Annotated in this window: 18 protein-coding genes; all 18 read left to right on the forward strand. The window is 68.0% G+C overall.

Annotated features, from left to right (window positions below):
- Positions 1-6: 6 nt before the first annotated feature.
- Positions 7-798, forward strand: a complete 792-nt coding sequence (gene flgG / locus G6032_RS07565) for a flagellar basal-body rod protein FlgG (RefSeq protein WP_165281543.1) — start codon at positions 7-9, stop codon at positions 796-798.
- Positions 799-800: 2 nt separating this feature from the next.
- Positions 801-1,499, forward strand: a complete 699-nt coding sequence (gene flgH, locus G6032_RS07570) for a flagellar basal body L-ring protein FlgH (RefSeq protein WP_165281544.1) — start codon at positions 801-803, stop codon at positions 1,497-1,499.
- Between the two features lie 17 nt (positions 1,500-1,516).
- Positions 1,517-2,632, forward strand: a complete 1,116-nt coding sequence (locus G6032_RS07575) for a flagellar basal body P-ring protein FlgI (protein WP_165281545.1) — start codon at positions 1,517-1,519, stop codon at positions 2,630-2,632.
- A 13-nt stretch (positions 2,633-2,645) separates the two neighbouring features.
- On the forward strand, positions 2,646-3,632 hold the full coding sequence (gene flgJ / locus G6032_RS07580; protein WP_165281546.1) for a flagellar assembly peptidoglycan hydrolase FlgJ: 987 nt from the start codon (positions 2,646-2,648) through the stop codon (positions 3,630-3,632).
- Positions 3,632-5,287, forward strand: coding sequence for a flagellar hook-associated protein FlgK (gene flgK, locus G6032_RS07585; RefSeq protein WP_165281547.1), 1,656 nt, complete (start codon positions 3,632-3,634; stop codon positions 5,285-5,287). The genes flgJ and flgK overlap by 1 nt, the downstream gene beginning before the upstream one ends.
- A 4-nt stretch (positions 5,288-5,291) precedes the next feature.
- The gene (gene flgL / locus G6032_RS07590; RefSeq protein ID WP_165281548.1) at positions 5,292-6,536 is read left to right on the forward strand and encodes a flagellar hook-associated protein FlgL; all 1,245 of its coding nucleotides are present in this window, start codon (positions 5,292-5,294) and stop codon (positions 6,534-6,536) included.
- 239 nt (positions 6,537-6,775) lie between these two features.
- Positions 6,776-8,257: a flagellin gene (locus G6032_RS15930; protein ID WP_165281549.1), complete on the forward strand. Its 1,482-nt coding sequence runs from the start codon at positions 6,776-6,778 to the stop codon at positions 8,255-8,257.
- A 114-nt stretch (positions 8,258-8,371) separates the two neighbouring features.
- Entirely contained in the window at positions 8,372-9,712 is a 1,341-nt protein-coding gene (fliD, locus tag G6032_RS07600; RefSeq protein ID WP_165281550.1) for a flagellar filament capping protein FliD, read from the forward strand.
- A 36-nt stretch (positions 9,713-9,748) separates the two neighbouring features.
- The gene (gene fliS / locus G6032_RS07605; protein WP_240902080.1) at positions 9,749-10,156 is read left to right on the forward strand and encodes a flagellar export chaperone FliS; all 408 of its coding nucleotides are present in this window, start codon (positions 9,749-9,751) and stop codon (positions 10,154-10,156) included.
- Entirely contained in the window at positions 10,153-10,488 is a 336-nt protein-coding gene (fliT, locus tag G6032_RS07610; RefSeq protein ID WP_165281551.1) for a flagellar protein FliT, read from the forward strand. The genes fliS and fliT overlap by 4 nt, the downstream gene beginning before the upstream one ends.
- Positions 10,485-11,039: a PilZ domain-containing protein gene (locus G6032_RS07615; protein WP_165281552.1), complete on the forward strand. Its 555-nt coding sequence runs from the start codon at positions 10,485-10,487 to the stop codon at positions 11,037-11,039. Before fliT ends, G6032_RS07615 begins: the two co-directional genes overlap by 4 nt.
- A 170-nt stretch (positions 11,040-11,209) precedes the next feature.
- Positions 11,210-12,694, forward strand: coding sequence for a sigma-54 dependent transcriptional regulator (locus tag G6032_RS07620; RefSeq protein ID WP_206211877.1), 1,485 nt, complete (start codon positions 11,210-11,212; stop codon positions 12,692-12,694).
- 131 nt (positions 12,695-12,825) lie between these two features.
- Positions 12,826-13,803, forward strand: a complete 978-nt coding sequence (locus tag G6032_RS07625) for a sigma-54 dependent transcriptional regulator (RefSeq protein WP_165281553.1) — start codon at positions 12,826-12,828, stop codon at positions 13,801-13,803.
- 15 nt (positions 13,804-13,818) lie between these two features.
- Positions 13,819-14,136 (forward strand): flagellar hook-basal body complex protein FliE, encoded by a 318-nt coding sequence (fliE, locus tag G6032_RS07630; RefSeq protein ID WP_165281554.1) that lies wholly within the window; start codon positions 13,819-13,821, stop codon positions 14,134-14,136.
- Positions 14,137-14,200: 64 nt separating this feature from the next.
- Positions 14,201-15,856: a flagellar basal-body MS-ring/collar protein FliF gene (gene fliF, locus G6032_RS07635; protein ID WP_165281555.1), complete on the forward strand. Its 1,656-nt coding sequence runs from the start codon at positions 14,201-14,203 to the stop codon at positions 15,854-15,856.
- On the forward strand, positions 15,846-16,862 hold the full coding sequence (gene fliG, locus G6032_RS07640; RefSeq protein ID WP_165281556.1) for a flagellar motor switch protein FliG: 1,017 nt from the start codon (positions 15,846-15,848) through the stop codon (positions 16,860-16,862). The genes fliF and fliG overlap by 11 nt, the downstream gene beginning before the upstream one ends.
- On the forward strand, positions 16,855-17,514 hold the full coding sequence (locus G6032_RS07645) for a flagellar assembly protein FliH (RefSeq protein WP_165281557.1): 660 nt from the start codon (positions 16,855-16,857) through the stop codon (positions 17,512-17,514). Before fliG ends, G6032_RS07645 begins: the two co-directional genes overlap by 8 nt.
- On the forward strand, positions 17,511-18,890 hold the full coding sequence (gene fliI, locus G6032_RS07650) for a flagellar protein export ATPase FliI (RefSeq protein ID WP_165281558.1): 1,380 nt from the start codon (positions 17,511-17,513) through the stop codon (positions 18,888-18,890). Before G6032_RS07645 ends, fliI begins: the two co-directional genes overlap by 4 nt.
- Positions 18,891-18,892 lie beyond the last annotated feature (2 nt).

The raw sequence follows: 18,892 nt of genomic DNA on the forward strand, positions 1-18,892 counted from the left end.
GAGGCTATGAACCAGGCCCTGTGGATTGCCAAGACCGGACTCGACGCGCAGCAGACGCGCATGTCCGTCATTTCGAACAACCTCGCGAACGTCAACACGACGGGCTTCAAGAAAGGCCGCGCCGTGTTCGAGGACCTCATCTACCAGAACGTTCGCCAGGCGGGCGCGCAGTCCTCGCAGGACACGCAGCTGCCCTCCGGGCTGATGCTCGGCACGGGCGTGCGCACGGTGGCCACGGAGAAGATGTTCACCCAGGGCAACCTGGTGCAGACCGGCAACTCGCTGGACGTGGCCATCGACGGCCGCGGCTTCCTGCAGGTGCTGATGCCCGACGGCACGCAGGCCTACTCGCGCGACGGCTCGATGAAGATCGACAGCGAGGGCCGCTTCGTCACCGCCAGCGGCTACGAGCTGCAGCCGGGCATCGTGCTGCCGCAGAACACCCAGAGCGTCAGCATCAGCCGCGACGGCATCGTCACCGCCGCAGTGCCGGGCAGCGTTGCCCCCGTGCAGGTCGGCACGATCCAGCTGGCCGATTTCATCAACCCGGCGGGCCTGCAGCCGACCGGCGAGAACCTGTTCATCGAGACGGCCGCCAGCGGCTCGCCGCAGGTCGGCAACCCCGGCCTGAACGGTCTCGGCGGGCTCATCCAGGGCACGCTCGAGGGCTCCAACGTCAACACCGTGGAAGAGCTGGTGAACATGATCGAGACGCAGCGCGCCTACGAGATCAGTTCCAAGGCGATTTCCACGGCCGACCAGATGCTGCAGTTCGCCAGCAGCCAGCTGGGACGCTAGCGATGGCCGCCCGGACCGTCCTGAAAGCCGCCGCCGCACTGTCCGCCGGCCTCGTGCTGACCGGGTGCGCCGCGACGCTGCCCCCGGTGACGCGCGGCGACCACCCGGAGTATCGCCCGGTGCAGCCCGCCCAGCCCGTGCCGGCGGAGGCCAACCACGGCGCCATTTTCCAGGCGGCCAGCGCGGCGACCCTGTTCGAGGATTTCAAGGCCCGGCGCGTCGGCGACATTCTCACCGTCATGCTTTCGGAGCGCACCGACGCCCGCAAGTCGGCGAACACCACCACCTCCAAGGACAGCGACCTGTCGATCACCGACCCGATCCTCGGCGGCAGTCCCGTGACGCGCGACGGCGTGCCGATCCTCAACAACGAGGTCGGCATGACGCGCTCCTTCGGCGGCGAAGGCGACTCGGCGCAGAGCAACCAGCTCGAAGGCTCGATCACCGTCACCGTGGCGGAAGTGCTGCCCAACGGCAATCTCGTCATCCAGGGCGAGAAGTGGGTCAAGATCAACCAGGGCAAGGAATACATCCGGCTGCGCGGCATCGTCCGGCCGGTGGACATCCGCCCCGACAACTCCGTGCTGTCCACCCAGGTGGCCGATGCGCAGGTCGCCTACGGCGGCACCGGCGTGGTGGCGCAGACCAGCTCACCCGGCTGGCTGACCCGTTTCTTCAGCAGTCCGATCTGGCCCTTCTGAGGCGCCGGAGGCATCCCATGAAAGCTTTTTGTTCCTCCCTTCTCCTGGTGCTGCTGGCCGGCTTCGCCGCGCAGCCGGCCCAGGCCGAAGAACGCATCAAGGACCTCGCCGACGTCGCCGGGGTCCGTACCAACCAGCTGGTCGGCTACGGCCTGGTGGTGGGCCTCACCGGCACCGGCGACCAGACCACCCAGGCGCCGTTCACGGCCCAGAGCCTGCGCAACATGCTCGGCCAGCTCGGCGTGACCATCCCGGGCAACGTCAATCTGCAGGTCAACAACGTCGCCGCGGTGGCGATCCACGCCGAGCTGCCGGCCTTCGCCAAGCTCGGCCAGAAACTCGACATCACCGTCTCGTCGATCGGCAACGCCAAGAGCCTGCGCGGCGGCGCGCTGCTGATGACCCCGCTGAAGGGCGCCGACGGCGAGGTCTACGCCATCGCCCAGGGCAACCTGGTGGTCGGCGGCTTCGGCGCTGAGGGCCGCGACGGCTCAAGTATTTCCGTGAACGTGCCCAGCGCCGGCCGGATCCCGGGCGGCGCCACGGTCGAGCGCATCGTGCCCTCGGGCTTCAACGCGACCGACAGCATCGTGCTCAACCTGCGCAGCGCCGATTTCACCACCGCCTTCCGCCTGGCCGAGGCGGTCAACGAGGCGCTCGGCGACAAGCTCGCCAACCCGGTGGACGCCACCTCCGTGCGGGTGCGCGCGCCGATGGACCCCGGCCAGCGCGTCGGCTTCATGTCCTGGCTGGAAAACCTCACCGTGCGCCCCGGCGATCCACCGGCGCGCGTGATCGTCAATTCCCGCACCGGCACCATCGTAATGGGCGGCGGCGTGAAGGTGCTGGCCGCGGCCGTGGCCCACGGCGGGCTTTCGGTCACGATTTCCGAGAGCTTCGCGGTGTCGCAGCCCGAGCCCTTCTCGCGCGGCGGCGAGACCGTGGTCGTGCCGCAGAGCGAAGTCCAGATCACCGAGGGCGACGGCCGCATGTTCCCCTTCGGCCCCGGCGCCTCGCTCGACGAGATCGTGCGCGCGGTGAACCAGGTCGGGGCGGCGCCCGGTGACCTGATCGCGATTCTCGAAGCACTCCACCAGGCCGGCGCGCTGCGCGCCGAGCTGATCATCATCTGAGCGCGGCCGCCCGATGAGCCTCCACGCGATCACCGACACGACCGGCACGGCGGACCTCGCCGAGCTCCGTCGTTCGGCGCGTGCGGGCGACGCCTCGGCGGCGCGCAAGACGGCGGAGCAGTTCGAGGCCCTGTTCGTGCAGATGATGGTCAAGCAGATGCGCGAGGCCATGCCGACCGACAGCGGGCTGTTCGGCGGCGGCGAAAGCCAGAAGCTCTACGAGGAGATGCACGACCAGCAGCTGTCGCTGGCCATGGCCCGGCGCGGCGGGCTGGGGATCGCCGATGCGATCGAGCGCCAGCTGCTGCCGCAGGGCATGGATCCCGCGAAGATGGCGCAACCGCTGCATTTTCCGACCGAGCGTTTGCCGGCACGTCCGGCGAATATCCAGGGCGCAGCGCCGTCCGGCGCCCCCGCCGAGCGCGGCGACCCGGCGGCTTTCGTGCAACGCCTTTTGCCACATGCGCAGCGGGCAGCGGCTCGGCTCGGCATTGCGCCAGAAGTCCTGATCGCCCAATCCGCGCTGGAGACCGGCTGGGGTCGTCACGAGATGCGTGATGCCCACGGCCAGCCGAGCAACAACCTGTTCGGCATCAAGGCGACCGGCGGCTGGGACGGCGCCCGGGTGAAGGTCTCGACCCTCGAATATCGCGACGGCGTGGCGCGTCGCGAGATGGCCGCATTTCGCGGTTACGCCGACGAAGCCTCCAGTTTCGCGGATTATGCCCGCCTGATCGGCGATCATCCGCGCTACCGCAAGGCGCTGGATGCGCCCACGCCCGAGGCTTACCTGCGTGAATTGCAGGCCGCCGGCTATGCCACGGACCCGGCCTATGCCGACAAGATCCTGGGGATTCTCGAGCGCGGCCTGCCCGGTCTGTCGGCCCCGGCCACCCCGGCGCCATTCAGTTTCGGTGCGAAGCCGCCGATAACCCCTGAAACGGGCGATCCCGGGATCGCGCGCGTCCGGCCGCACCCCGCCGGTGAGGAGACGACCTGATGACTTCCGGAGTATTCGGTATCGGTACCTCGGCCCTGCTGGCTTACCAGCGGGCGCTGTCCACGACCGGCCACAACATCGCGAACGTCGGCACCGAGGGCTACAGCCGCCAGCGGGTGGATCTCGCCGTGCGCACTCCGCAGTTCTCCGGCGCCGGGTACTTCGGCCAGGGCGTCGATATCGACGGCGTGAACCGGATCACCGACCAGTTCGTGCAGCGCCAGCTCATGGACAACACCTCCGGCGCAGGCCGCCAGCAGGTGTTCTACCAGTACGCCCAGCGCGCCGATAACCTGCTCGCCGACGCGGATGCCGGGCTGTCGCCGGTGCTGCAGCAGTTTTTTGCCGCCGTGCAGGATGTCGCCAACGACCCGACCTCGACCACCGCGCGCCAGGTGTTGATCAGCCAGGGCGAGGCGCTCGGCGATCGCTTCGCCTTCGTGCAGCGGCGCATGGACGAGCAGCGCCAGCTGGTGGAAGGCCAGATCGGTGCGGCCGTCACGGACATCAACAGCCTTGCACAGGGCATCGCGGGGCTGAACCAGCAGATCGCGGAGGCTTCGGGCCGGGGCAGCGCGCCGAACGACCTGCTTGACCAGCGCGACGCGCTGCTCGAGGAACTGGCGGGGAAGATTTCCGTGCAGACCCTGCCGCAGGACGACGGCTCGGTCAACGTGCTGATCGGCACCGGCCAGAGCCTGGTGGTGGGTAACCAGGCCACCACGCTGGTGGCGACCCGCACGGGCGCCGACCCGACGCGCACGGAGGTCGCCGTCACCAGCCCGAACTCCAGTATCCGCGTCACCGAACTGTTGTCCGGTGGCGAACTCGGCGCGCTGCTCGACGTGCGCCGCGACCTGCTCGACCCCGCGCAGAACGCGCTGGGCCGCACCGCGGTCGGCCTGGCGTTGTCCTTTAATGAGCTGCACGCCCAGGGCGTGGACCTCGACGGTGTCGCCGGCGGGCAGTTCTTCACGCTGCCCAACGCCGAGGTGCTGGGCGCGCGGGGCAACACCGCCACCGGCGCACCGACCGTGAGCTACACGGACGCCGCGGCGCTGACGACCAGCGACTATCGCCTCAACTTCGACGGCGTTGAATGGCAGGTCACGCGCGCCGGCTCGCCGACGCCGCTGGCCACCGGCGCGCCCGGCGACACGATCGCTGTGGACGGCCTGGAGATCGATCTTGCCGGGCTGGCCGGCGCGGCCGCCGGCGATACTTTCGAGATCCGCCCGACGCGCACCGCCGCCGCGCAGCTCGACGTCGCGATCAGTGATCCGCGGGCCTTTGCCGCGGCCCTCCCCCCGGATACCCCGGGCGCGAACGTGGCGGGCGATAACCGCAATGCCCTGGCGCTGGCCGGCCTGTCCACCGAGCGTGTCCTCGCCAACGGCACGAGCAGCATTGCCGGTTCCTACAGCGAGCTGGTGGCCAGCGTCGGCGTGAAGACGCGCCAGGCGGAACTGTCCGCCGCCGCCCAGGGGCGGATGCTGGAGGACTCGCAGGCCCAGCGCGACTCCGTCTCCGGCGTGAACCTTGACGAGGAAGCGGCCAACCTGTTGCGTTACCAGCAGGCCTACCAGGCCGCGGCGCAGGTGATCTCGGTCGCCAACAACATGTTCGACACCCTGCTCGGCGCGGTGAGGAGATAGGCCGATGCGCGTTTCCACCTCCCAGATCTACGGTACCGGGCTCGACTCGATCCAGCGCCAACAGGCCGAGGTCAGCCGGGTCCAGCAGCAACTGGCCAGCGGCAAGCGCATCCTGACGCCCTCGGACGACCCGGGCGGCGCGGTGCAGGCGCTGCAGTTCAAGGAATCGATGGCGCGCCTCGAGCAGTACAGCCGCAACGGCGGCGTCGCCGAATCGCGCCTGCGCCAGGAAGAGGCAGTGCTGGGCCAGGTGATGGACGGCATGCAGCGCGTCCGCGAGCTCGCCATCCAGGGCAACAACGCCTCCCAGACCCCCGAGACGCGCCGCGCTATCGCCACCGAGGTGCGCCAGCAGCTCGACCAGCTTTACAACCTCGCGAATACGCGGGACGGGAATGGCGAATACATGTTCGCCGGGATCGCCTCGCTCGACCGCCCGTTCTCGCCCACAGCAGCGGGCGCCGTCTTTAACGGTTCCGCGCAGACGCGCGACATCGCCCTCAGCGACATCCAGCGGGTGCGCCTCGGCGACTCCGGCGAGGCCGTGTTCATGGGCATCGTCGAGGGTAACGGCAGGTTCGTCGCCACAGAGTCGGCGGCCAACACCGGCTCCGGCGTGGTGCAGGAAACCAGCGTGCCGTCGCCCGCCCTGTGGGACGGTAACCCGCGCACATTGCGCTTCACGGCGCCGGACGCGTGGGAAGTGACCGCGGTGCAGCTCGATGTCGACGGCAACCCCGTGCTCGACGGCGACGGCAACCCGATCGAGGTGGTCACCGCCACGGGCAGCTACGCGCCCGGCGAGACCCTCGTGTTCGAGGGCCTGTCGATGCGCCTGAGCGGCGCGCCGGCTACCGGCGACACCTTCGAGGTGCGCCCGGCGGAGGGCCAGGACATGTTCGCGATCTACTCAAGCCTCGCCGATGCGCTGGAGCAGCCTGCCAGCACGGGCCCGGATCGCGCGCGGCAGGCCGGCGCGATCGGCCGCGTACTCGCCGACCTCGACCAGGCCGGGAACCGCATCTCCGATGTGCGTTCCAGTGTCGGCGCCCGGCTGAACACGATCGAGGCCCAGGACTCGCAGCGCGAGACCGAGATGCTCGAGATGAATCGCACGCTGTCGGAAATCGAGGACCTCGATTACGCCGAGGCGATCTCCCGTTTCAACCTGCGGATGGTCGGCCTCGAGGCCGCGCAGCAGTCCTACACGATGCTGGCGCGGCTCACGCTGTTCGACTTCATGCGCTAGTGCCCGCCGCTAAGGCTGCGGTGTCGCCGAGCAGGCCCTGTTCTGTGACGCCGGTCACGCGCCATAGCGGTAAATAACTAATCGAAGGCGCACAACGATGATCAAAGAACCCTCAAGTACTGCGCAGCAGCGCCGATAAGAACACTGACGCGGCGCAGTCACGCCGCCTGGAAGCCCCGCCCAGGGCGGCGGCCGACTGAAGCTGAAGAGTCAACTTTTTCTTTCTAAGGAGCACTAAAGTGGCACAGGTCATCAATACCAACATCCTGTCGCTGAATGCGCAGCGTAATCTGAACAGCACGAGCGGTGCCCTGCAGACTTCTCTGCAGCGCCTGTCCTCGGGTCTGCGCATCAACAGCGCCAAGGACGACGCGGCGGGTCTTGCGATTTCCGAGCGTTTCACGACGCAGATCCGCGGTCTCAACCAGGCCATTCGCAACGCGAATGACGGCATCTCCCTCGCCCAGACGGGTGAAGGCGCCCTCGCCGAGATCACCAACAACCTGCAGCGTATTCGCGAACTGTCCGTACAGTCCGTGAACGCCAGCAACTCGGCCAACGACCGCGTCGCGCTGAACCAGGAAGTGTCGCAGCGTCTCGCGGAGATCGACCGCATTGCGTCCCAGACCTCGTTCAACGGCCGCAAGATCCTCGACGGGTCCTTCGGCGACGCCGCTTTCCAGGTCGGCGCCAACGTCGGCGAAACCATCAACCTCTCGCTGGATACCAGCATGCGTCGCGACGCCGTGGGCGCCGTGGCGACGGCGACTTCTGTCGATTTGACGGCGTCGCTGATCACCGAGGCGAGCGACGCGACCCCGACGACTTCTGGCGAAAGCGGCTTTGATGGGGCCACAACCACTGAACTCGCTAACAGTGAAGTATTTAACCTGACTGTTGATGGTACGGTGGTCTTTACGGTAACAGGCAACGGTACTGACGGGCTTACGGCCGCCGATATCGACGCCGGCCTCGATACCTCAGGCCTTACGGGAATCACCTTCTCTGGCAGTTTCGAGGACGGTGATGCGCAGTTCACGAAGGCCGATGGAACGAACTTCACGATCGCTATTACCGGCGACTCTGATATTGCTGCGGGAGCCTTCGCTGCGGGTTTCGTCGCGGCCCAAACGAATGGTGAAGAAGCTGCGACTGCCTCCCCGCTCGAGCTAACTGCAGGACAGTTGTCGATCCAGCTCGGCACGGCCGATGCCGTGGACGTGGCTGCGGGTACTTATGACACCGCACAGGAACTGGTCGACGCAGTGAACACTGCGCTGGCCGGAAACGCGACTGCAACGCTTAGCGACGCCAACGTGATGAGTTTCTCCAGCGGCGAAGCCATCACGATCACCGCCGACGCACAGAGCGTCTTCACGGCGGGATCCTTCGCGACAGCCGGCAGTCTCGCCAGCGACAGCGCGAACGTGTTGACGGTGGAGAACTCCAACACGACCATCCAGCGCGTCGACGCGGCGTTGAGCTCGGTCAGCAATCTGCGCAGCACCTTCGGTGCTATCCAGAACCGCTTCGAGTCCACCATCGCCAACCTGTCGACGGTGACGGAGAACCTGGAGTCCTCGCGGTCACGCATCCTGGACGCCGACTTCGCGGCGGAAACTGCGGCGCTGACTCGCGCTCAGATTCTGCAGCAGGCCGGTATCTCGGTGCTGTCGCAGGCGAATGCCGCCCCGCAGAGCGTCCTGGCGCTGCTGCAGTAAGGCGATCGTAGTTCCCCGGTGACGGGGATGGGAACGCGGCCGGTCGGGTAATACCCCGGCCGGCCGCACCCACAACCCGGAGATTCCGGGCGCGATTCAAAGGAGACGTTTTCCATGGCTATCGCTTCTCTTGGTGTCGGTTCCGGACTTGACCTCGGGTCACTTGTCCAGAGCCTGGTGACCAGCGAACGGGCGCCTGCGGAGAACCGCCTCAATCGCAATGCGTCGAAGTTCCAGGCGCAGATTTCCGCTTTCGGCCAGGTCAAGAGCGGCCTGGCCACGCTGAACGATTCTCTCGTCAAGCTCCAGGAGCTGGCCGACGCGCGGACCATCACGGTCTCCGACACCAAGCTCCTGACCGCCACCGCCACGGCGGATGCCGATGTCGGCAATTATTCAGTCGAAGTCTTCAGCCTGGCGCGCGCTCAGTCGCTGGCCAGCGATGGCTTCGTGGACGCCGACGCCTCGCTGGGCGCCGGCGAAATTACTCTTTCCGTAGGCGACGGTGATCCGGCCACCATCACGCTGCTCGAGGGCGAGGACAGCCTGCGCGACGTGCGCGACGCCATCAACGCGGCTGAAGCCGGCGTCAATGCCACCCTGGTGCGCGACGGCGACGATTATCGCCTGTTGCTCAGCGCCGAGGAGACCGGACTCGCCAACACGATCAGCCTGACGGCTGGCGCAGGCGTCGATGCGCGCCTGGCTTCCGCGGCGATGACCCAGACGACCGCGGCGGCAGACTCGAGTTTCAGTGTAAGCGGACTGCTCCTCAGCAGCAGCACGAACGTAGTCGAGGATGTCTTGCCGGGCCTGACGCTCACGCTGAAGGGCGAGACCGAGGAGAATGTGCCTGTTGCGGTGACTGTCGCCCAGGACCGGGCAAGTGCCCGCAAGGCCGTCGAGTCATTCATCACCGCCTACAACGCGTCAATCGGCCAGGCTGACACGTTATCCAAATTTAACGCCGAGACCGGCACGGGCGCGGTCTTGACCGGCGACACCACCCTGCGCGCGATCCGCGGCATGCTGCCGAATTCGCTGGGCGCCAGCAACTTCGGCGAGTTCAATCTCGTCGAACTCGGCGTGACTTCGGACATTACCGGCAAGCTGTCGCTGGATACTGAGACCTTCGATGCATTGATGAGCGAGGATCCGGGCAGTGTACTCGCCTCGCTGAATGCTTTCGGCGAGCGGTTGGGCGCCGACGTGAGTCGTTACTCCGAGAGCCAGGGCCTGTTGGACACTCGCACCGAGGGACTGCAGTCCTCGCTCAAGAGCATCGACGCGCAGCGCGAGGCGCTGGACGCGCGAATGGAAAGCTTCGAGGCGCGGCTGACGCGCCAGTTCGGCGCGCTCGACCAGTTGGTCGCCCAGCTGCAGTCAACCGGCAATTTCCTGACGACGCAGCTGGAAAGCATCGGCAACATCCAGAATTTCAACCGGAACAAGTAGTCCGGTTCTCATACGGGGCGCGGAGGCCCCGAGGCAATGAACATGCAACATTATCGCGGCGCAATGAAAGAGTACGAACAGGTCAGCGCCCGCTCGCAGATCGAGGGCGCGCCGCCCGAGCGGCTGGTGCAGCTGATGCTGGACGGTGCGCTGGATCGCATCAGCGTGGCGCGTGGCGCCATGGTGAACGGCCAGGTGGCCGTGAAGTGCGAGCGCATCACGAAGGCCATCGGCCTGGTGGACGGCCTGCGCGCGTCGCTGGACCATGAGCGCGGCGGTGAACTCGCCGGCAATCTCGAGGCACTTTACGAATACGTCGGGCGCCGCCTCACGGAAGCAAACCTGCGCAACGACACGGCGATTCTCGACGAGGCCTCCACGTTGCTGGGTGAGATCAAGCAGGCCTGGGACCGGATTGTGGCGGACCAAGAGGCAGTCCAATGAAGCCGATGCCGCAACTGCGTAGCGAAGATCCCTTGCCCGCCACGGCGGTCCAGGCCCTGCTCGACGCCGCTTACGCGCTCGATGCCGCGGCCGCCGCGGATGCCTGGGACGAGGCGCTGGAAATGGAAACGCTGTGCCGCGAGCTGTTGACCGCGCTGCTGGCGGGGCCGCAGGACCTCGAGAAGGCGGAGGCCATCGAGACGGTGGCGATGATCTACCGGCGCGTCATGACGCTGGCCGAGCGTTGCCGCGATACGGTGGCGGGCGAGTTGAACCAGGTGCGCCAGGGACGGCGCGCCACACGCGCCTATGACGCGGAGCGCGGTGCGTGAACGGCAGCGTCCTCGAGGGCCGGCTTTGCTGGGACGGCAGGGTGCCGATCCAGTGGCGGGTGCTCGATCGGCTGCCCGACGAAGCCCAGCTGGCGCGCGCCGAGGAGCGCAACGTCGCCCTGCTGAATGCCCTCGCCCTGATCGAAGAGGGCACGCCGCGCGCGGACGAACCCTCGCCGCTGGTCGCACAGATGGAACGCCTCGAGGCCAAGTTCGACCTGGTCCTCACGCTGCTGACCGAGGTGGTGCTGCCCGATGCCATGGCGCCGCGCGCCGTCGCGGTGCGGCTGTGTTCGCGAGGCATGGCCTTTGAAGTGGCGTACCCGGCCGAGGCCGGGTCGATGGTCGAGCTCAGCATGCACCTCAGCGCCAGCCTGCCTCGACCCCTGATGCTCTACGGTGCGGTTCTCGAGCCATTGCCGGGTGAAGAGGCCCACGTCGCCGTCGAATTCCAGCACCTCGGGCCCGCCGTGAAGGAACGCCTGGAGCGGCTTGTGTTCCGCCGCCATCGCCGCAGCATCGCGCAGCAGCGTCCCCAGGTGGCTAAATAATCACCAGCCCGGCTTATCCGTATAAGCCCGCGTCGGAAATGTGACGCTATTCGCTTAAGCTGTTGAGCGGTCCGTTATTATGTCTCGCGACATCAACGCGCCCGCAGCATTGGCGCGGGCGTCGCCCAGACGCATAATAAAACAATACAAACGGAGTTGGCCCAGGCCCCATGGATTCGACCCGCCCAGCAACGACGGAGACTCCACCGTTCGATCGACTGGCCCCGGCGATGATCGTCGCGGAGCCGGAGATCGCGACCGAGGTCTCGGGGGCGCTCGAATTTCTCGGGCTGCGCAGCGAAGTCGTGCCTTGCGACGAGGTCGCGGCGCGCATCACCGATACCGAGTGGTCTGCCGTGATGCTGTGCAACGGGCAGGCGCACGGCCCGGCGCTCCAGGCCATCGACGCCGCGCAAGACGGCCCGCCGGTGGTCCTGGTGGGCAGCGAACACGCCGTGCCGGGGCGGCTCAAGAACCTGCATTCACGCCTGCTCGGCCGGGTGGAACGCCCCCTGCGGCATGCGCAGCTCGTGCCCCTGCTCGGCAAGCTGGCGCAGCGCCAGGCCAACACGCGCGACGTCGAGCTGTTTCGTTCGCTGGTCGGCAAGAGCGAGCCGGTGCAGCATATCCGCCGCATGATCCGGCGTGTCGCGCCCACGGACTCGACCGTGCTGATCCTCGGCGAGACCGGCACGGGCAAAGAGGTGGCCGCGCGCCACATCCACTATCACTCGCTGCGCCGCGACGGCCCCTTCGTCGCCGTGAACTGCGGCGCGATCCCGGCGGACCTGCTCGAGAGCGAGCTGTTCGGCCACGAGAAGGGCGCCTTCACGGGGGCGATCACTGCCCGCAAGGGGCGCTTCGAGCTGGCCGAGAACGGCACGCTGTTTCTCGATGAGATCGGCGACATGTCGCTGCAGATGCAGGTCAAGCTGCTGCGCGTCCTGCAGGAACGCCGTTTCGAGCGGCTCGGCAGCGGGCGCTCCATGCCGGCCAACGTGCGCATCGTCTGCGCCACCCATCGCAATCTCGACCAGATGGTCGCCGACGGGACCTTCCGCGGCGACCTGTATTACCGCATCAACGTGTTCCCCATCGAGATGCCGGCCTTGCGCGACCGGCGCGAGGACCTGCCGCTTTTGGCGACCGAGCTGGTCGCGCGGCTCACCGCCGAGGGCCAGAGCGTGGTCAGCTTCACGCAGGAGGCGCTGGCCGCGATGGCGCGCCACGACTGGCCGGGCAACGTCCGCGAGCTCGCCAATCTCGTCGAGCGTCTCGCCATCCTGAATCCCGGCGCCACGGTGCGGCCCCGCGACCTGCCGCGTCATATCCGCATTCATGCCCGGTCCGCCGAGGCGTCGGCGACACATGAAACCGGCTGCCACCCGGCCCTGGACATGGATTCGATGCTGGACCGGTCGAGCGACGGCGAGGAGCAGCTGGTGGTCGGGCCGGAGGATCCGGAATTCGGGCCTGGCCGGGGCTTGAAGGACTACCTCAACGACATCGAAGAGCAGCTGATCCGCAAGGCGCTGGCGGAAAGCGGCGGCATCGTGGCCGACGCCGCCAAGTCGCTGGGCATGCGTCGCACGACGCTGGTCGAGAAGCTGCGCAAGTTCGGCATCGACCGTCTCGGGTTCGCGACGGAATCTTGACGGCCCTCGGCCGACCGGCCGCCGTCTCAAGCTAACTCCCTGTTTCCTAACGTTCCGCTGCTTTAGGCACGGAATTTGCTTCCTCTTCGTTCGGCGGCCGTGGGGCCGTGAATTACGGAGTGGATTGACGGATGGAAGCCAAGTCGCAGCTGAACGGACACGACCACGACGGGCAGGCGCCCGTGGCGGCCGATCCCGTGAGCCGCGAGTTGCTGGCGCTGGCGACCCGCGTCGCGGGTTCAGACGCCGCCGTGATGCTCACCGGCGAGTCCGGGGTCGGCAAGGAGGTCTATGCGCGTTACCTGCATGGCGCCTCGAGCCGGTCTAAGCAACCCTTCGTCGCCGTGAACTGCGCGGCGATCCCCGAGAACATGCTGGAAGCCATGCTGTTCGGTTACGAGCGGGGCGCCTTCACCGGGGCTACCGAGACCCGCCCGGGCAAGTTCGAGCAGGCCGAGGGCGGCACCCTGCTGCTCGACGAGATCACCGAGATGGAGATCGGCCTGCAGGCCAAGCTGCTGCGGGTCCTGCAGGAACGCGAGGTCGAGCGGATCGGTGGACGGCGCGTCATTCCTTTCGACGTGCGCATCATCGCCACCTCGAATCGCGACCTGCGCAGCGCGGTGGACGCCGGCCTGCTGCGCGAAGACCTGTATTACCGGCTGAACGTGTTTCCCCTGCATGTACCGGCGCTGCGCGCGCGGCCCGGCGACCTGCTGCCATTGGCCGAGCGCCTGCTGGCGCGCCACGCGGGCGGGCGGACGATCCGTTTCGCCGCCTGCGCCGAGCGGCGCCTGCTGGCCCATGACTGGCCGGGCAACGTGCGCGAGCTGGAAAACGTCGTGCAGCGGGCGCTCGTCTTGTGCACCGGCGAGACGATCGACGCGGCCGCGCTGCACATGGAGGACGGCCGGGCGACCGCGGCCGGACACATGAACGGCGCCGGCCTGGACGCGGAAGTCCGCGGCCATGAAGAACAACTGATCCTGAACGCCTTGCGGGTCGAGGCGGGCAGTCGCAAGGATGCGGCCGCTCGCCTCGGTATCAGCCCGCGGACCTTGCGCTACAAGCTCGCCCGGATGCGCGAGCTGGGCCTGGCGATCCCCTAGGGGAGGAGAAAGACGATGAGCGATATGCAGATCCAGCAGGTCATCACCCAGATGCGCGCGCTCGCCGAGCGCAGCCCGGTGAAGCCGCCCACGGAAGCCCCGGAGGGCCCGCAGGGCTTTGCGCATCTTTTGAAGCAGTCGGTCGATAGCGTGAACCAGTTGCAGGCGCAATCGAGCAGTCTTGCGACAGCATTCCAGCAGGGCGACCCGAACGTGACGCTCGCCCAGGTGATGGTGGCCGGCCAGAAGTCCAGCATCGGTTTCGAGGCCACGTTGCAGGTGCGCAATCACCTGCTCAAGGCCTACCGGGACATCATGAACATGCCGGTCTGAGCAGCATGATCAACCTGAAATCTGCAACCCGTACAACTGTTTACACGATGGAGTCTGACAAGGCATGAGCAAGGCAATCACCCGCTCCGCAGGCGCGCCTCCCGGCGCCGCTCTTGACGGCTTCATGCGTTTGCCCGCGCAGCGCCAGATCGGCCTGCTGCTGAGCCTCGCCCTCGTGGTGGGCCTGCTCGGCGCGGCCTTCACCTACGCGACCCGCCCGGCGATGGTGCCCCTGCTGGCAGGGATGACGGAACGCGACACCGCCGACGCCATGGATGCGCTGAGCCGCAACGGCTTCAAGTACTCGGTGGACAGCACCACGGGCCGTCTGATGGTGCCCGCCAGCAGCCTGCACGAGGCGCGCATCCGCCTGGCCACCGAGGGCCTGCCCCGGGCCGCCGCCACCGGTTTCGAGTCGCTCGGCCAGGACTCGGGCTTCGGCACCAGCCGCATGGTCGAGAACGCCCGCTACCACCATGCACTGGAGGGCGAACTGGGCCGCTCGATCATGACGCTCAACGGCGTGGAGAGTGCGCGGGTGCACCTGGGGTTGCCCAAGCCGACGGTGTTCCTGCGCGACCGCGCGACCCCGACGGCCTCCGTGCTGATCAACCTGCACCCGGGCCGCAAGCTGGACGAGTCGCAGGTCGCCGGCATCGTGCACCTCGTCGCCTCCAGTGTGCCCGATCTCGATGCCGAGCATGTCACCGTGGTAGACCAGCGCGGCCGCCTGCTGACCTCGCCGCAGGATCATGCCGGCGCCGGCGTCTCCGGCCGCGATCTCGACTACGTGCAGCGCCTCGAAGAAAGCTACGTGCGGCGCATCACCGAGCTGCTCGCCCCGGTGCTCGGCATGGAGGGCTTCCGCGCCCAGGTCGCCGCCGCCGTGGACTTCACGCTGGTGGAGAGCACCGAGGAATTATTCGATCCGGACAATGCCGTGTTGCGCAGCGAACAGGTCTCCGAGGACCTGAACAGCCCGGCGAGCGCCACCGGCGGCATTCCCGGCGCACTGTCCAACCAGCCGCCTCCGGCGGGCGTCGCCGTGCCGGCCGGCGAGGGTGCACTGGCTGCAGTACCGGGCGGCGTGCTCGACCCGGTCCCGCCGCAGAACACCAGCCGCCGCTCGACGCGCAATTTCGAAGTGGACCGCACCGTCCGCCACACCAAGCAGGCGCCGACCAGCCTGCAACGGCTGTCGGTGGCGGTGGTGGTCGATCATCGTCCCGCCTCGGCCGATCCCGGCGCGGAGCGCATCCCCCTGACCGAAGCCGAGCTGACGCGCATCGAGGGGCTCGTGCGCGAGGCCGTGGGCTTCGACGCGACGCGCGGCGACAGCGTCAACGTCGTCAGCACCTCTTTCATGCCGCAGGCCGAGCTCGAGCCGGTCGATGCCATGCCGCTGTGGCGGGAGCCGTGGGTGGCGGACGTCGTCAAGCAGGGCCTGCTGGCGCTGCTGGCGCTGATCATCGTCCCCCTGGTGCTGCGCCCGATGCTGAAGAACCTGTCGGTACAGCCCGTGCGCCGCGCGCAGGCCTTGCCGGCCGGCGCCCAGGTGCCGGCGCTCGCCGGCAGCACCGCCGGCGGCAATGCCGCGGTGGTCGCGCAAAAGCGCGAAAGCGGCGAAGACCAGTTGAAGGTGGCGCAGAACATGGTGCGGGAAGATCCGAAACTCGTGGCACAGGTCGTGAAACAGTGGGTGGCCTCCGATGGAAACTAACAAGCAGCCTGCCGTGCTGACGGGCACGGACCGCGCGGCCGTGTTGCTGATGAGTCTCGGCGAGGACAACGCCGCCGGCGTACTGAAGCACATGGGCCCCAAGGAGGTGCAGCGCATCGGTTCCGCCATGGCCACGCTGCAGAGCATTTCGCGCCAGGACATGAACAAGGTGCTGCAGGATTTCGTGCAGACGGTCCAGGAACAGACCGCGCTCGGCGTGGGCAGCGACGAATACGTGCGCAAGGTGCTGATCTCGGCGCTCGGCGAGGACAAGGCCGGGGGCGTCATCGACCGGATCCTGACGGGGCGCAGCTCGAAGGGCCTCGAGGCGCTCAAGTGGATGGATCCGCGGGCCGTGGCCGACATGATCCGCCTCGAGCACCCGCAGATCATCGCGATCGTGCTCTCGTTCCTCGATCCCGACCAGGCCGCCGAGGTGCTGGCGCTGCTGCCGGAGCGGGCCCAGTCCGAGATCGTGATGCGCATCGCGACGCTCGACACGGTGCAACCCACGGCGCTGGAGGAGCTCGACCAGATTCTCGAGAAGCAGTTCACGCTGAACAGTTCGCAGAACTCCTCGGCGATGGGCGGGCTCAAGAACGCCGCCAACATCATGAACTTCCTCGATTCGAACAGCGAGATGCGCATCATCGACCAGATCCGCAAGTCCGATGGCGATCTCGGCAGCAGCATCCAGGAGCTGATGTTCACCTTCGACAACTTCGTCGAAATGGAGGACAAGGCCGTGCAGACCCTGTTGCGCGAGGTGCCGGGCGACCGCCTGGTGATCGCGCTGAAGGGCGCCGACGTCACGGTGCGCGAGAAGATCTTCAAGAACATGTCCAAGCGCGCCGCGGAAATGCTGCGCGAGGATCTCGAGTCGAAGGGCCCGGTGAAACTCAGCGACGTCGAGGCGGCGCAGAAGGAAATCCTGGCGACCGTGCGCCGCATGGCCGAGAACGGCGAGATCGCACTCGGCGGCCGCGGCGGGGACGAATATGTCTGACGATCCGCGCGAGACCACCCTGGCCAAGGCGGGTGGCATCATTTCCGGCGCCGAGGCCCGCCCCTGGTCCGTCCCCGCGGTCGGCTCCGGCGGTGGGGCGACGTTCGGCCAGCCGCTCACGGCCGGGCGCCTGCAGACGATCGAGGAGGAGGCCCGCGCAAGCGGCCGGGCGGCAGGGCACGCGGAGGGACTCGCGGCGGGCCGCGCCGAGATCGCCCGGCGCGCGAAGATGCTCGATACCGTGCTCGCCAGCCTCGCCCAGCCGCTCGCGCACATCGACGCACAGCTCGAGGAGGAAGTGCTCGAACTGGTCATGGCCGTGGCGCGCCGCCTGGTGCGGCGGGAACTGCGGTCGGATCCCGGCGAGATCATCGGCGTGGTGCGGGAAGGCCTCGCGTCCCTGCCCGTCGGCGAGCGCCAGGTGACCGTGCAGCTGCATCCCGAGGATGCGGCCCTCGTCAGGGAAGTCTTCAGCGCGAACGAGAACGGCCCCGCCTGCCGCATTCTCGACGACCCGGCGCTATCCCGCGGCGGCGCGCGGATCTCCACCGACATATCGATCATCGACGCCACGCTCGAGACGCGCATCAACCGCGTATTCGACCGCATGCTTGGCGGCGATCGCCAGACGGACGAGGAGGACGGGCGATGAGCCAGTCCGTCTCCCGCTTGTTGCCCGAGCAGCGCAGCACCCAGCTGCGCGACAGCCTTTCGCGGCGGCGGCGGCGCGTGGCACTGACCGACCCGATGATCGCCGAAGGGCGGCTCGTGCGGATGGTGGGACTGACCCTCGAGGCGGTGGGCTGCCAGGCGCCGGTCGGCGGACGCTGCGTGATCATCGGCGCCGGCGGCGCCCAGACCGAGGCCGAAGTGGTCGGCTTCGCCGGGGAACGGATCTTTCTCATGCCGGTGGGCGATATCCACGGGCTCACGCCGGGCGCACGCGTGCGGCCGATGTCGGGCTCGCGCAACACGCCGGTGGGCGAGGGGCTGCTCGGCCGGGTGGTGGACGGCGCGGGGAGGCCGCTCGACGGTCGCGGGCCCATCGAGTGCGACGCCTGGATGCCGCTGCGCGGCCAGGCCATCAACCCCTTGTCGCGGGCCCCGCTGGCCGAACCGCTGGATGTCGGCGTGCGCTCGATCAACGGCCTGTTGACCGTCGCGCGGGGGCAGCGCATGGGCCTGTTCGCCGGCAGCGGCGTCGGCAAGAGTGTCCTGCTCGGCATGATGACCCGCTACACCGCGGCCGACGTGACCGTGGTCGGGCTGATCGGCGAGCGCGGCCGCGAGGTGAACGATTTCGTGCAGAAGACCCTCGGGCCCGAGGGCATGAAGCGCGCCGTGGTGGTCGCCACGCCGGCGGACCATCCGCCGCTGATGCGACTGCACGGCGCCATGCTGGCCACGACGATCGCCGAGTACTTCCGCGATCGCGGCCTGAACGTGCTGTTGCTGATGGATTCGCTGACGCGCTTCGCCCAGGCGCAGCGCGAGATCGGGCTGGCCATCGGCGAACCCCCCGCGACCAAGGGTTACACCCCTTCGGTGTTCGCGCGCCTGCCGCAGCTGGTCGAGCGCGCCGGCAACGGCGAGCCGGGCGGCGGCTCGATCACGGCCTTCTACACCGTGCTCGCGGAGGGCGACGACACGAACGACCCGATCGCCGACGCGGCGCGCGCCGTGCTGGACGGCCACGTCGTGCTCTCGCGGCGCGTGGCGGAGGGTGGCCGCTATCCCGCCGTGGATATCGAGGCCTCCATCAGCCGTGCGATGAACGATATATGCAAGGTCCCGCATCGCGACGCGGCGATGCGTTTCCGGCGCCTGTACGCCACCTGGTCGCAGCACCGCGACCTGTTGAGCGTGGGTGCCTACAAGAGCGGCACCGATCCGGCAGTGGACGAAGCCGTTGCCTACCAGCCGGACCTCGAAGCCTGGCTGTCACAAGACATGCACGACAAGGTGCCCCTGCAGGCGAGTCTCGACTCGCTCGGCCGGGTAGTTGCACCAAAGGCCAAGGAGGCCTGAGA

The organism is Wenzhouxiangella sp. XN24 (genome assembly GCF_011064545.1).
Taxonomy (GTDB): Bacteria; Pseudomonadota; Gammaproteobacteria; order Steroidobacterales; family XN24; genus XN24.

Excerpts from the sequence above, each read along its gene's own strand:
- flgK (WP_165281547.1), top strand. The coding sequence starts at position 3,632 with ATGACTTCCGGAGTATTCGGTATCGGTACCTCGGCCCTGCTGGCTTAC.
- flgJ (WP_165281546.1), top strand. The coding sequence starts at position 2,646 with ATGAGCCTCCACGCGATCACCGACACGACCGGCACGGCGGACCTCGCC.
- G6032_RS07620 (WP_206211877.1), top strand. The coding sequence starts at position 11,210 with ATGGATTCGACCCGCCCAGCAACGACGGAGACTCCACCGTTCGATCGA.
- flgH (WP_165281544.1), top strand. The coding sequence starts at position 801 with ATGGCCGCCCGGACCGTCCTGAAAGCCGCCGCCGCACTGTCCGCCGGC.
- G6032_RS07625 (WP_165281553.1), top strand. The coding sequence starts at position 12,826 with ATGGAAGCCAAGTCGCAGCTGAACGGACACGACCACGACGGGCAGGCG.
- fliD (WP_165281550.1), top strand. The coding sequence starts at position 8,372 with ATGGCTATCGCTTCTCTTGGTGTCGGTTCCGGACTTGACCTCGGGTCA.
- fliE (WP_165281554.1), top strand. The coding sequence starts at position 13,819 with ATGAGCGATATGCAGATCCAGCAGGTCATCACCCAGATGCGCGCGCTC.
- flgL (WP_165281548.1), top strand. The coding sequence starts at position 5,292 with ATGCGCGTTTCCACCTCCCAGATCTACGGTACCGGGCTCGACTCGATC.
- fliS (WP_240902080.1), top strand. The coding sequence starts at position 9,749 with ATGAACATGCAACATTATCGCGGCGCAATGAAAGAGTACGAACAGGTC.
- fliI (WP_165281558.1), top strand. The coding sequence starts at position 17,511 with ATGAGCCAGTCCGTCTCCCGCTTGTTGCCCGAGCAGCGCAGCACCCAG.
- G6032_RS07645 (WP_165281557.1), top strand. The coding sequence starts at position 16,855 with ATGTCTGACGATCCGCGCGAGACCACCCTGGCCAAGGCGGGTGGCATC.
- fliG (WP_165281556.1), top strand. The coding sequence starts at position 15,846 with ATGGAAACTAACAAGCAGCCTGCCGTGCTGACGGGCACGGACCGCGCG.
- flgG (WP_165281543.1), top strand. The coding sequence starts at position 7 with ATGAACCAGGCCCTGTGGATTGCCAAGACCGGACTCGACGCGCAGCAG.
- G6032_RS07575 (WP_165281545.1), top strand. The coding sequence starts at position 1,517 with ATGAAAGCTTTTTGTTCCTCCCTTCTCCTGGTGCTGCTGGCCGGCTTC.
- fliF (WP_165281555.1), top strand. The coding sequence starts at position 14,201 with ATGAGCAAGGCAATCACCCGCTCCGCAGGCGCGCCTCCCGGCGCCGCT.
- fliT (WP_165281551.1), top strand. The coding sequence starts at position 10,153 with ATGAAGCCGATGCCGCAACTGCGTAGCGAAGATCCCTTGCCCGCCACG.